Source organism: Vibrio xiamenensis (assembly GCF_900100015.1).
In the GTDB taxonomy this organism is placed as follows: Bacteria; Pseudomonadota; Gammaproteobacteria; order Enterobacterales; family Vibrionaceae; genus Vibrio; species Vibrio xiamenensis.
In genome coordinates, this window is the sequence record NZ_FNDD01000030.1 from 22753 (window position 1) to 36251 (window position 13499).

Here is a 13499-nt window from a genome sequence, read left to right on the forward strand (position 1 = left end):
GGCCAGCTTATGGTTTCAGCGACGCTAAGGCTATGCTTTGTTATGGGGCGTAAAAAACTAAAATAGAGGCTAAACGCTGTAAATACTGGCTTCAACACCTGACGATCGGTAAGTCTTTCCAATCGGTGAGGTAATTTTGCGAGAGATGGTTTCTGAGCATCACAGCATTGGTATCTGTTTTTTGTGCAGCCACAGTGACAATATGAGTGCCGAATTTTTCATTAAGTGAATCCATCACTTTCATCAACTCAGATGACTGAGTGGGTGCAAACAGATCAAATTGCTGCTGTTTTGATAATTCCAAGCCTAACAAACGGCAACCAATTTTGTAGAACTCGGTCCCTTCTTCGTATAGCTCATGAAAACGTTCAGTCAGGACACGTATAAGAACACGAGTATCGTCGATCGGATATTCAAAAAATTCTGACACTTGATTGTTTACTTGTGACGAAGTGTCATAAGCACTTGTTCGAGCGAATAGGATCATGTGTCGCGTGGTAAAACCCAATTTGCGAAGCTTTTCAGCTGCAGTAGCAATCCGATTACTTAAGGACTGGTGAAGTTCAATTGGTGATTTAGCACGAACAGTAAGAGATATGCTTGATGAGACTTCTTTTCGTGTATTTACATCCGGAAAGCTATCCATCGTAAACACTCGATTACCTTGCAATTCAGTCACTGTTCTTTGCAGATTCGCGCCTCCTAATCCTCGAGCGTCCACAAGCGGCATTCTCCGAAGATCCAACGCAGTAAATATTCCTCGATTTTTTAGTAATGTCGTCGTTGCTCGGCCAACATTCCAGACTTCATTCACTGGTACAAGCTTCAGTGTGTCTTCTTCACTTTCGGGTGTTAATACGCAAATACCGCGATATCCAGCAACCTTCTTGCCCACATAGCTAGCGCATTTCGCGAGAGAAAATGAGCGCCCTATCCCAACACCAATTGGTAAACGCACTTCATCCCAAACCGCTCTTCTGGCTTGCCTTGCAAATTGAAATAGCTGATTTGGCTCGGTTATACAGGAAGGGATGTCTCCAAATAATTCGTCGATTGAGTACTTCTCAATGCGTGAGAATAAACCTCTGTTGTCCAGGCACTGTATGAAGCGTGAACTTAACGCATCGTACAAACGATAATTACTCGAAAAAAGGGTACATTTCCCCGAATCAAATAAATGACGATATTCAAATACCGGCTTGAACTTCTTCACCCCTAGCTCTAACGCCTGCCTATTTGCGGCCACTACAATTCCATCGCCGTTACTCGCGACGACGACACTGGTATGGCGCAAATCAGGGCGAAACACGAGTTCTGCATTCGAGTACATAGAGTTAACATCGCACAAAGCTACAAACATAAAGCCAATCTACGCTATCAACTTCCGAAAGCAACGAATGCTGCACTTTATGACAGCTTCGATAACTACGGTTTCATCACAGTGGATTGGTTTCGTGTTATCAGCATATAAACAGCTATCGCGATATTCTCGAATCACGAACTCGCCATCCACGATGGCCATGACGATATCATCATTGTTTAGCTTGCCATATGCTCGTTCAGCGACAAGGATATCACCATGGAATAGGCCAACTCGGTTAAGGCCATTTCCTTCAATCTTTGTAAAAAAGATCGAATGCTGGTGGGCTCCGACAATCAAATTGTGCAAATTCAAACTGTTCAATGCAGCATATTCTTGTGCTGGGCTTTCGAATGAGCTTACAACTGCCATCTGCGATCACTTTATACTGTACATATATACAGTTAATTATGTGCAGTGATAATCGGAACGTCAACCACTAAGATGCTTCAATATACCGGATTGGAACTCAAGTGCATGAATTTGAATCAATATCAGCTTTTGTGCTACTAGCGGATGACATCTAAATCAAATTCCAAGTGGCGGACTGATTCGTCGAGTAAGGAGAATGTGGTAGAGGCGCGGATAAATGCAGCATCGATACTGGCTGAGTGGAGCTTTTCTAACTTATCATCTGGATTAAAAGAGGTCTGCTTTTTACGTCTGACCGCCTTATAGTCGTCACTATCATTGACGACTAACTCGGACCAAGTACTGACAATAGTTGGTTTAGACCGAACGTTTCTGACGCTAACCGTGACACCGCACCCCGGTTGCAAACGTTCGATGAACTTGCGTACGTTAAGTACCATGGCACCACGAACTTGGCCGTAATATTTTTGAAGAAAGAGCTTGGCAAACTCTTTTGCTACATACTCAGGATCGTCAAATTGCGTCTTTCCAAAATATACTGTTAAGTAAGGTTTGGGTTCCCAAATGGTAGGGATTGACGCAATGAAGCTTCCACAGCATTTAGAATCTTCAAAAACGAACATGGTAAATTCCTTGATATTACTTAAAGTAGTCTTTCAATTCCTTCATATCATCAGCTAGAATTCTATCCGTATATTTTAGTCGAGGCTGTAAATATAGAATCAGCTCATTTTTGGGAGTTTTCAGTTCATCGGAAATCTCTTTTATTCGATCATAGGAAAAATCGTCCATCATAGATAATTTTCTAGAATACGTAGATAATAATAGCTCTACGACCGACTGGTCCGATTTAGATAGTAAAGAAACTAGTTTAATAATATCTTGCCTTTCCTCATTGTCATTATACAAAGAGAACAATATTTTTTGACCACCAACCTCGAACTGAGTAACGTATTTTCCATGCTTTACATTTTTGAATTTAGACTGCAGCAGCTTAGCTGATTTTGGTAAAACCCTTCTATTTACTTTTAATTGCCCTTGTTCTGTGAGGTCAAGTAAGCCTTCTAAAGGAGATGCTATGAGTGGTTTATTGGTACTATTTGCCTTGTAAGAACCACCTGCAGATTCAATAAGCTCCTGCTCATGTACTTTGATATGTACTGGAGATTGTAAGTTATTTGCTAAGCGAGGAGAATCTAATCTAGGAATATGCATTTCCAATTTTATGCCAAACAAATTTGCATCAATGATAGAACAATCTTGACCGGCCTTGATGGAAATGTAATCCAAAAACTCTGTTTTGTTTCGGTGAAGAGACTTTAACTCGATTATAATACTTTTTGCAATTTCTCTAATAACGTCACTTTCTTCATTTGGCCACACAAAATACGTCAATTCAAACAGTGACAATGTCACCTCACTTCTATCTTTGAAAAGAACTTTATTATTAGAAAAGTAATCCAGACGAATCGTTGAATATAAGTTATAGATTGTTCCCGTTAATTGGTTAACCAATATGTTAGAGGAAAAAACAAACTTACCGAAAAACAATCGTTTATAGAAATCGGGGTTCCAGGTGATGCTTATGCACGAAAAAGGGAAATCAGATCCCCAATCACGTTTAAGCATCGATGACACGTCACTATTTTTGGCATCAAAATCTGAAGCGTTGTCTGATGGACCATCGCTGTTCTTCGACAATACCTGCATACCGGACAAAAAGCGGAATAGTACGTTTGAATCGTGGGATTCATCGAGTTCATCGAGCTTTACATTACCGGCGTAAATTTTGTAGAGCGTTTCGTGAATACGCAAAACACTATGCGACACCTCTTCCCTATTCTCAGTGGTATCTTTGAAGCCACGCAACTTCATAATATCCTCTACCCAGATCGGTACTTTCATTGAAGTATCGATGTTGTCACGAATATGGTTAGGTAGCGTCTGGATATAGCTTATTGTCAGCTGATACAATACGTTGAGTGTAAGCTTGTCATTGTCATTGATGATCCCATAAACACCTTGAGCAAAATTGAGTTTTTTAGAACCATCCGTTGTTGGTGACAAATACTCTTTTCTAGTGACGATAGTGTTTCCCGGCGCAATGACATTAGAGAACTCATTAGGTATCGGGAATTGGTAGGCATTGTGAATGGTGTTGTCACGGTACCCCTCAGGAATGGGGGTATTAGTGTCACTTAGTCTTTTCGCGATAACTTTCGACGATTTACGACCATTTACTAACTTTTTAGTACCTTTTTGAAATTTAGTAAAATCAGCTTTACCAATTGGTACTACTGAAAGTACTTCGAGACGATTACTTGCGGCATCACCAAAAACAGAACGGCCACTAGCTACATCAACGAGTGAATGTTCTTTTAGTTCTTTAAAGCGGTAACGGACACTAATTTTACCAACGTCTACACTTTCGACGACTTCGTTAAAACTAACGTAGTTATCGTTAGCTATAGTCGAAAGGTTTATGATCGTCCGGTAGATCTCTTTGCTAGATTCGTTTTTCGATACTTCTACTAAATATTCGAGCGTTTTCCTAGATTGCTCATTCTCAACGTAAATTAGCGTTGAGTTCAATGGTCTCGAAGACATTTTAGGGTCCATTCACATAGTTACCAATACAGTCTATGCCAAGGTATTCGCTTGTTTCAAGTTCTTTTTTAATCAAAAAATAAGATCTTTTTTGTTTTTTTTCTGATCTTTTGATCAATCATGTTAAAGCTGATCCGAGTTAAGCTTTTTTATCTTTGGCTTTCTAACTCACTGAAATTAAATGTTTGTATTTTTTTTAAATCAAAATTCAATTGGTATTTGTCGAAAGCATGATCATTCAATTCACAGAAGCATGATCACCATGTGTTCAGAAGCATGATCATGAAAATACAGAAGCATGATCATGGTAGATGAACAAGTTATCCACAGAAAAAGATCATTTTTTGTGATATTTGAGCCTTTTCACTGGTTTTTCCGAGTAAAAATCTTAAGTTCTAGGTTTATGTGATCATGATCGAGCAAATTCCACAACCCAAGGTATTTGATTGGTTTCGTTGAAAGTAGATAAAGTAATGATTATCAAAGATTATTTACTATGCCGCTCATTTAGACAGCCTTAGTGTCGTATTCTTGAGTTTATCTGCCGGTGTTAAGTTCAATTGGTAAAAGCTTGTTTTTGCATGTATTAGTACTGTAGAGCTTTTCATATGGTGTGTCCTCTACAACTATCATGATGCTTAAGGCACATAAGACATTACCCACTGTGTAACATTATTTATTGCTAAGTTCAGTTGGTAAATTCACTATTGCACAAGGCCTGCGGCGTTAAGTTCAATTGGTAAATCCACCGCCACACAAGGGCTACGCTGCTAAGTTCAATTGGTAAATCCACCATTACACAAGGTCTGCTCTGCTAGGTTCAATTGGTAAATCCACCATTACACAAGGTTTGCGCTGCTAAGTTCAATTGGTAAATCCACCATTGCACAAGGCCTGCACTGCTAAGTTCAGTTGGTAAATCCCCCGCCACACAGGGCCTGCGTCGTTAAGTTCAATTGGTAAATCTACCATTACACAAGGTTTGCACTGCTAAGTTCAATTGGTAAATCTACCGACACACAAGGCCTGCGCCGTTAAGTTCAATTGGTAAATCTACCATTACACAAGGTTTGCACTGCTAAGTTCAATTGGTAAATCTACCGACACACAAGGCCTGCGCCGTTAAGTTCAATTGGTAAATCTACCATTGCACAAGGCCTGCACTGCTAAGTTCAATTGGTAAACCCACCGCCACATAGGGCCTGTACTGCTAAGTTCAATTGGTAAATCCCCCGCCACACAGGCCTGCGCCGTTAAGTTCAATTGGTAAATCTACCATTGCACAAGGCCTGCACTGCTAAGTTCAATTGGTAAGTTCACCATTGCACAAGGCCTATGCTGCTAAGTTCAATTGGTAAACCCACCATTGCACAAGGTCTGAACTGCTAAGTTCAATTGGTAAATCCCCCGCCACACAGGCCTGCGCCGTTAAGTTCAATTGGTAAATCCACTAACACAAGGTCTGCACAGCTAAGTTCAATTGGTAAATCCCCCGCCACACAAGGCCTGCGCTGTTAGGTTCAATTACTAAATCCACCATTGAACAAGGCCTATCCTGCTAAGTTCAATTGGTGATTTTCAGCAATGTTTATTGTGGGGAGATCGAAAAATAGACTATTTCCGTCTTTTCAGTGTTCCAAGTGGTTCAATCTTGTACCTTTAACAAGTTGAGTGTAAGGGGGTTCTTACAAATCTATATGCCTACAAAACCATTAAAACACAACAAAGCAAGGTGATTGATTGCTTTTATTGAATTTAGGTTCGGACCAGAATGGCGTAAGAACAATGTAGGATAAATCTCGTTGCCCAAGGCAATTGCACGTTTTTATTGAACTCAGGGCTCAAATTCAGGTACGTACTAAGAAGAGTAGTCGGAATTCTGTGTCCAATTTCTATTGAATCGGGGTCGTTAACGTTCGGAATTATATGCTTATCAAAGCATGCCACCCAATTAGTGACTGTCACAGCGTTCATTTCTTATTCCCTTTCATATACTCACGCCACCACAATTGATTGATTAAGCCATGCATCCACAGAATTACTTTAGGCCTGCATACGAGTTTTATAACTCGGTGACTTTGTTTTCTACTTCCACAATTTTGGCTCATGCACCTTGGATGCTTCCATCAGCTATCGCCTACCCTGCAGCTGGTATAGGTTATTGCTGTGCATTGCTCGAGCTCTACAAGGGAAACAAGGTGCGCAAGTTCCATAAGAACTTGAGATCGCCAAGAGCTTACAGTATTTCCTCAGACCAAATTCCTCGCACGAATAAGGCCTTGTGGCTCGGGACCGGATTTACGTGGAAGAAGCAACACACACAAATGCTTCACGATACACAGAATAAAATCGACGCGTTTGAATTACCCTTGGTTGTTGATTGGGCAAGAAATAATGAGCGAATAGCGGAATTCACTCAGCAACTCAGTTTCTTTCAATCTGGTATACATCCACTTCGCAAGGCTATTGCCAAGGTAACGTCGAGCAATAGTAAGTTCAATCCAGTTCGGCCACATATGGATCTAGGTGGTTTAGCTGCCATTCATGGCATTGAGGTCAACGAAAAAGATATCTATCAAGAAGTTGATGAGCGCAACGGCCATACACTAGTACTTGGGACAACGCGAGTAGGTAAAACTCGCACTGCAGAAGTGTTGATTGCTCAAGACATCGCTAGGCGGGATATCAAAAACCCTGAAGAGTTTGAAGCTGCGGTTGTCGTATTTGATCCTAAGGGTGATGGCGATTTATTTGCTCGTGCGCATATTGAAGCTAAACGGCAAGGCCGAAAATTCTACGTTTTCCACCTTGGTTTCCCATCTATATCGGCAAGGTACAATGGTGTTGCTGACTTCAACCGTGTTTCAGAATGTGCAACGCGAGTAGCAGGACAACTCAATACCAGTGGAGATGGCGCCGCATTTGCTGAATTTGTGTGGCGGTTTATCAATATCATCAGTAATGCATTATTTTCCATGAACCGCGGTGTTAACTTTGTGTCACTCAATGAGTACATCCAGGATATGGAGAAGCTTTTCATTGAGTTGGCCAAGCATGTTTTGACTACATTAGAAAACAAGGTCCCTACCCTATCGAACTGGCGGTCGGAAATTCAACTCATGGTGAATGATCATAAGCCGCCACAACACGACAAAGCTTTAGCTGCGTTACGCCCGGAAGGTTATGCATTGTATCAGTACCTTCAAGAGCATTCCGAAATACAGCAGCAAACTCATATCCGTACATTGCTAAAGAACCTGAATAACCTTAAGCACTGCGTTACTCACTACGATTCAACATACTTCTCAAAGATAACCGCGTCACTTTTGCCTCTTCTAGAGAAATTGACATCAGGTAAAGTCGCGGAGCTAATTGCGCCAGATTACAACGACCTTCAAGACAATCGACCGATTATTAGCTGGTCGCAGATCCTTCGTGAAAAGGCTGTGGTCTATGTTGGTTTGGACGCCATGCAAGATACTGCAGTCGCTTCCGCAGTTGGTAATACTATGTTTGCTGACCTACTTTCTACGGCTGGTGAGATCTATAAGTTTGGTGATAGCCATGGCCTACCGCTCGCGGATGCTGATAAGAAGACTTCGGTATATATCCATGCAGACGAATTTAACGAACTGTGTGGTGATGAGTTCTTACCATTGGTGAACAAGGCTGGTGGTGCTGGCGTGAAGATGACTTGCTATACACAAAGTAGATTCGATTTGGATGCCAAAGTTGGTAAGGATAAGTCGGAAGTCATTTTGGCTAACTTCAACACTTTGATAATGATGCGAGTTAAAACACCATCCACTGCTGAATACCTGACAGATCAGCTTGGTGAGGTGAATATCATAGAAAGGACTGCAGTATCTGGTGCAACAACCATCAGTAGCACTGAATTTACTGCGAAGAATGAAGACCGCGTGACAGTTAAGCCGGTACCTCTCATTACTACCTCTACAATTATCAACCTTCCTAAGGGCCAAGCGTTTGTTCTTCATAACGGCTCGAGACTAGACAAAGTTCGCTTCCCATATATAGACGATCGGAACTGTAAGTTTGCCGCACTTAAGCAAAGCAAACTCGTTAAGGAAATGAACGAGCGATATAGGAAATCTTCGGACAGCGGAGAGTGGTGGAAGCAAGTCGATTTCGATTGGACCGCCGGTTACAAAGGTAAAGATGATATTGCGTTAGAAAATGTTGTGCATTGAGGATGGTAGGTAACGTGTCTAAGCAAAAGAAAGAAGCAAAAAAGGTCGATACTGAAGAGGGCAAGAAGTTTCTTATTGTTAGAATCTTTGAGCTATTCGTTAGGGTCGCGGTATTCTCCGTGATATTGAGTGTATTGATTGAGTGGTTCCTGATTGTTTTCATCTATCCAGAATCGGGAGCTCAGCATAGCTTGAACGTCTACTTGTCTGAAGTCGAGTACATGAAGAACGACTTCGATAATGACCATAGTGGTTTTGGATTTACACCATACACAATAATGCAGTTTTTCACTGATTCGATGAGCTCGTTTATCTTTAGGCTCTTCGAGTGGTTTAACCTTGGCGCCAATTTAGGTGGTGATGGTTTCTTTACGCTACTGGATGATTTGATATTGTCGGTGGTATTCGTGCTTTCAATCCTCATCTTGCGCTCGGTAGTGCTATTGCTATCTTTCCCTATCTTTTTGTTTGTGATTATCAATGCGCTCAGTATCGGCGTCACTAAACGAGAGATCCGTAAAGCAAACTTAGGCGCTGAATCCTCTCGGAGGTTTAACCTAGCAAAAAGGATGATCATGCCTTCTATGAGTTGGCCTTGGTTTATCTATCTTACCTCCCCTACAGTTATGCACCCGCTGTACGTTATTTTGCCAACGTCAATACTGCTTTATGTATCTATCAGGTACGCGTCAGAGTACTTCGAAAAAGTATTCTAGAGTTATGGCGGCTTTGCCGCCCTATTTCTTTCCCACCTAATACTTCGTGCCAATACAGAATGGTATGTTTCGACATCAAGGGGGAGAACTCAATGAAATTCAATTCAACCTGTATAGCACTATCTTGCTCTTTAATGTCTGCAAATCTAGTCGCTAGTACGCTAACACAGTTTGATGTTTTATATCGATTTGCTGGTGAGATGACAGAGCAAGGTTTTGACTTGTCTCCTGCTCACCTATATTTCGCTGGCATGATGACGGTGGCTTATCCAAATGACGTATTCTCAGACTGCGGCGAGTCTGGGCCATATCGTATTTGCCGAGAAATCAAATCAGATAGCTCAGCGATGCAGCCGACTACAGATCTCAAGGAATATGGCAATCACTTACTGAGTCAAACAAAGGATAACATCGACAAGACCGCGGTTTATTCTGCTCTTGGATTGCTTGATTCTAAAGGTGAGCTCTACACGACTTACGAATTAGCTAGCTCATTATTAAAAGATGAGAACCTTCGAAAGCTGGGAATCTCTCAGCGTCTGGTCAGTGTTGGCGAACTAGTTGATGTGTATGCGTTGGTTGATGTTGTGTATAACCCGGAATTTAAGGTGCCGAGTACACTCTCTTCTCTAGGCTTTAATCTTCACGTATCAGATCAGCTGGCCTACTACGAGATGGAGATAGGTGAAATCTATCGAATAGACTACCAGCTTAATTTTGATGAAAAAACGATCACCATAGTACAAGTTAATGCTTTTGAAGGTCCCTCCCCTACTGCTAATTTAAATATGGACGCTAATGCGTTAGATACATTGAAGCATTCATTTGTTGAGCTAAATGATGAGACAGTTTCAAAAACCGTAACTGCAATTCATGATATCCGTAAATCAAACGACTTCTCGGAAATCCAAGAAATGCTGGACGCACAACTGTATTTGGAAGCTGGGCAAGAACTAAAGAAGATTGAGACTTTGCGTGTTGTGCAAAATTTCGACAAGCATCAATCCTTGATATTTCTGGCACTTAGCGGATTAAGCCAACAAATTTTGGATAGTCAGGAAACGTATAAGACGCTGAATATGGAGCGAGAATTTTTTGAAGCCAAACGGATTGCTATCAATGTGTCACCTCTACCGCCTACATTTGAGCGCTTAGTTGATTACGCGGAAAACCGTATATCTGCTATCAACATTGGTTCTTTGAAAACAATGAGATGGTCTGACGTACAGTCGGGATATACGATTTATCCTGTGGTTGTACCCAATCAAGAACACCTTTTAGTAATCGATCGCAGAAATAAGCAATTCAAATTGGCAAACACACTGGAGCGTTTCGAGAAGAGTGGGAAGCTTAAAAGTTTGGTTACGGACCTTCACGATCGACACCCAGTTACTTTAACGGAGTCTAAAGTTAACCTGATAAAAAAGGCGGTGGCTGGTGGAATATAAGGTACATCTAGAAAGTCTGCATGATGGTCTATTTAGACTGCTGGACAGAATCAAATGGACCGATATGGTGTTTGCTTCAATCTTGATTGTTGGGCTAAGTAGTCTCGCTGGCGAGTATATGTCATACAAATCTCGAGTCGAGTTTCTACATGCTCAGCTACCTGAATTTAATAAGTTGAGCTCGCCGATACATAATGCTTACGAACAAGTTAGTCCGGGTAAGTACTACCTTGATTCCGCAGTAGCTATACCAACCGCTAAAGGTACCCTATCTACAGACGTAAGTTTGTCGTTGAGACTGGCGGTAAATGGAACATATTTAACTGAAGGGACAATAGATGAAATCTATTTTCATCATACCGGTATATGGACCGAAGGAAACGATGAAATCGTGTTAAGGCCGCTGGTAGGCACCGGGCTTCATTTACCTGTGTTTGACCGCCTTTACTTAAAGGAAGTTTCCGATGAGGCCTTCATGGTAGAAAGTAAATATCACAACGACTTGGTTTTTTCTAAAAGTGAAGTAATAGAGATCTTGCCTAAAGTGAATGCCTTCAACATTCTTTCACGTTTGAGCTTTCAATTGATGGTTGCGTTAATATTTTCACTGAAGGTAGTACTCTTTTTAGTTTCAAGGCGACAATTGAAATAGTCAGCTGCAATACACATTGGTAATCCCCTACCCTCGCTATCGACGTACTTCACTACTACTTCATGCGGAATTCGAAGTACGTCCGCAATAGTTTGAAGATTGTTCACCGGCAAGAACGATTTTCTGGCCGCTTTGATTGCTGCCCTTAGTTCACCATGATAATTCTTATTGATATATAGGACCGGTTTTTGAGCCAAGCCGAACAATTGCTTACCTGAGAGATTTAAATCATCCAACCTGATTCCCCACTTTTCTAATGAAGCTTCTAACTTTTTCTGTTTATCGTGTGCTTTGATATCAATGCAGCTGGAGAAGTTAGAATGTACTTCTTTGATGAAGCCATATTTTTGGGGCAAGAAATTTGCGAGAGTGAGCCATATGGAATGTGATTTGGTAGGTGTAGCCATAAACTGCTTAAACACCCAACTAATCGTCTCCGCTTCATTTCTTTGCTCCAGTTGTCGGTAATATGGTGACAATTTTACTATCTGCTTTACAACACGATTGTATCTATCACCAATAGAGCGCTCGCGACTTTTAAACGCGATTACATTATTGCGGTGAGCTTGAGTCTCCCGAAATGACTGCAAGTTAATGCTATTGTCGCTGACTGCTAACATTAGTTGGATTCTAATATTTTCATCGGCCAATTGGTTTGGAAGCGCGGTGATAAGATTTTCAAGATGTTGCATTATTTATGACTTGATTATTGGAACTGGCTTACATTGTTCCAATGTTATCAACCAGTGTCTATTGTGCCGCCCAAACAAAATCTCACGCGATCGTTATAGACGGTTTCATTTTATATGCTTTGAAAATCATCTACTGCAAGGCTTCCAAATGAAACGTACTTTACTTACTTCGCTCATACTACTATCACCTTTCTCATTCGCTAATTCCGTTACTGACACGATTTATGTTGGTTTAGAAATGGGCTCAACGACCAACTTTGGTGAGTGCACCGCAGAGTGCGACAACAAAGGTTATGCTTTTGGTTTCAAATTGGGTTATGAACTCACTCTAAATGTAAATCTTGAAGCTTCATATTTCAGGCCTTCTGATGCTAATCATCGTGATGGCTCATTAGAAGATACCTTCAAAACTCATGTGTACGATTTTGGTGTTGCATTCAGAACCACACCAAGAAATGGAGTTGGCGCATTCGTGCGTCCAGGCTTATATCATGCTGAAATAAACTCGGAACAGTCAGTATTGGCTGACGGTAATGTTACCGGTTGGTCATTAGAAGCTGGTGGGTATGTCAGATTCGAAAAGTCTGAGTTAACTTTGTCATATCGTTACTTTAATGATGAGGACATATCATATGGTGTCGGAAGCAATGAATCTGGAAATGTACTTGTTGGATTCAAGTATTTCTTCAACATTGGAAATCAACCTTCAAAACTAACGCGTAACATCAAAAGTAAACCTCGTCCTACAACTGATTTTTACCCGAATGAATCCACTGTCGTGACAGAATCTATCTACGAAATTTCAGATGCGAACGGATCACAGCTTTTTGATTCAGGGGCATTTGCACTACGAGATACCGAACAATTGAACCGGCTTTTGAACTTAATTAATAAGTTAAATATTGAGTCAATCGAGATTATTGGTCACACAGACAGCATTGGTTCTGAGCCAGACAATCTTCTACTATCAGAAAAACGTGCACAGCAAGTATCATTATTTCTAATTGCCAATGGCATAGATTCAAATTTGATTACATCAAATGGAGTCGGTGAAACTCAACCTGTCGCAGATAACACAACGCCCGAAGGACGCCAGCAAAACCGAAGAGTAGAAATTAAGGTGTTGCACTATTGAATTGAAATTAAAGCCGCTAAGCAATGCGGCTTTTTTGTATCTATACCACACCATAAATTTGATAAGTTACCCAGTGGGTAACATTGCCGCACCGTCTAAAAAGTTACCCAGTGGGTAACATTGTCGCACCGTCTAAAAAGTTACCCAGTGGGTAACATTGTCTCACCGTCTAAAAAAAGTTACCCAGTGGGTAACATTGCCGTACCATCTAAAAAAGTTACCCAGTGGGTAATATTGCTGCACCGTCTAAAAAGTTACCCAGTGGGTAATATTGCTGCACCGTCTAAAAAGTTACCCAGTGGGTAA

Annotated in this window: 10 protein-coding genes; 5 read left to right on the plus strand and 5 right to left on the minus strand. The window is 41.1% G+C overall.

Features of this window, described 5'->3' with window-relative positions; translation table 11 throughout:
• Positions 1-91: 91 nt before the first annotated feature.
• The 4 genes from BLS03_RS19670 to BLS03_RS19685 all read right to left on the minus strand — a co-directional run bounded on the left by BLS03_RS19670 (position 92) and on the right by BLS03_RS19685 (position 4339).
• Positions 92-1360, minus strand: a complete 1269-nt coding sequence (locus tag BLS03_RS19670) for a Y-family DNA polymerase (protein ID WP_093278078.1) — start codon at positions 1358-1360, stop codon at positions 92-94.
• Between the two features lie 9 nt (positions 1361-1369).
• Positions 1370-1732, minus strand: a complete 363-nt coding sequence (locus BLS03_RS19675; RefSeq protein ID WP_093278080.1) for a S24 family peptidase — start codon at positions 1730-1732, stop codon at positions 1370-1372.
• A gap of 137 nt (positions 1733-1869) precedes the next feature.
• A complete protein-coding gene (locus BLS03_RS19680) occupies positions 1870-2355 on the minus strand; it encodes a hypothetical protein (RefSeq protein ID WP_093278082.1) in 486 nt (161 codons plus the stop codon).
• A 16-nt stretch (positions 2356-2371) separates the two neighbouring features.
• On the minus strand, positions 2372-4339 hold the full coding sequence (locus tag BLS03_RS19685) for a hypothetical protein (protein WP_093278084.1): 1968 nt from the start codon (positions 4337-4339) through the stop codon (positions 2372-2374).
• A gap of 2024 nt (positions 4340-6363) precedes the next feature.
• Between BLS03_RS19685 and traD the strand changes: the two genes are divergently transcribed.
• From traD to BLS03_RS25475, 4 genes are all read left to right on the plus strand, one after another.
• On the plus strand, positions 6364-8550 hold the full coding sequence (gene traD, locus BLS03_RS19690; protein WP_093278086.1) for a type IV conjugative transfer system coupling protein TraD: 2187 nt from the start codon (positions 6364-6366) through the stop codon (positions 8548-8550).
• Positions 8551-8564: 14 nt separating this feature from the next.
• Entirely contained in the window at positions 8565-9266 is a 702-nt protein-coding gene (locus tag BLS03_RS19695) for an IncC plasmid conjugative DNA transfer DtrJ family protein (RefSeq protein ID WP_176765642.1), read from the plus strand.
• Between the two features lie 92 nt (positions 9267-9358).
• Positions 9359-10714 (plus strand): hypothetical protein, encoded by a 1356-nt coding sequence (locus tag BLS03_RS19700; RefSeq protein ID WP_093278090.1) that lies wholly within the window; start codon positions 9359-9361, stop codon positions 10712-10714.
• Positions 10704-11366, plus strand: a complete 663-nt coding sequence (locus BLS03_RS25475; protein ID WP_143015661.1) for a hypothetical protein — start codon at positions 10704-10706, stop codon at positions 11364-11366. Before BLS03_RS19700 ends, BLS03_RS25475 begins: the two co-directional genes overlap by 11 nt.
• Here the strand turns inward: BLS03_RS25475 and BLS03_RS19705 are convergent.
• A complete protein-coding gene (locus BLS03_RS19705; protein WP_176765643.1) occupies positions 11294-12058 on the minus strand; it encodes a hypothetical protein in 765 nt (254 codons plus the stop codon). The two genes, BLS03_RS25475 and BLS03_RS19705, sit on opposite strands and share 73 nt — an antisense overlap.
• Positions 12059-12206: 148 nt before the next feature.
• Between BLS03_RS19705 and BLS03_RS19710 the strand changes: the two genes are divergently transcribed.
• On the plus strand, positions 12207-13193 hold the full coding sequence (locus BLS03_RS19710; protein ID WP_176765644.1) for an OmpA family protein: 987 nt from the start codon (positions 12207-12209) through the stop codon (positions 13191-13193).
• Positions 13194-13499: the final 306 nt, after the last annotated feature.

Excerpts from the sequence above, each read along its gene's own strand:
- BLS03_RS19670 (WP_093278078.1), bottom strand. The coding sequence starts at position 1,360 with ATGTTTGTAGCTTTGTGCGATGTTAACTCTATGTACTCGAATGCAGAA.
- BLS03_RS19675 (WP_093278080.1), bottom strand. The coding sequence starts at position 1,732 with ATGGCAGTTGTAAGCTCATTCGAAAGCCCAGCACAAGAATATGCTGCA.
- BLS03_RS19680 (WP_093278082.1), bottom strand. The coding sequence starts at position 2,355 with ATGTTCGTTTTTGAAGATTCTAAATGCTGTGGAAGCTTCATTGCGTCA.
- BLS03_RS19685 (WP_093278084.1), bottom strand. The coding sequence starts at position 4,339 with ATGTCTTCGAGACCATTGAACTCAACGCTAATTTACGTTGAGAATGAG.
- traD (WP_093278086.1), top strand. The coding sequence starts at position 6,364 with ATGCATCCACAGAATTACTTTAGGCCTGCATACGAGTTTTATAACTCG.
- BLS03_RS19700 (WP_093278090.1), top strand. The coding sequence starts at position 9,359 with ATGAAATTCAATTCAACCTGTATAGCACTATCTTGCTCTTTAATGTCT.
- BLS03_RS19705 (WP_176765643.1), bottom strand. The coding sequence starts at position 12,058 with ATGCAACATCTTGAAAATCTTATCACCGCGCTTCCAAACCAATTGGCC.
- BLS03_RS19710 (WP_176765644.1), top strand. The coding sequence starts at position 12,207 with ATGAAACGTACTTTACTTACTTCGCTCATACTACTATCACCTTTCTCA.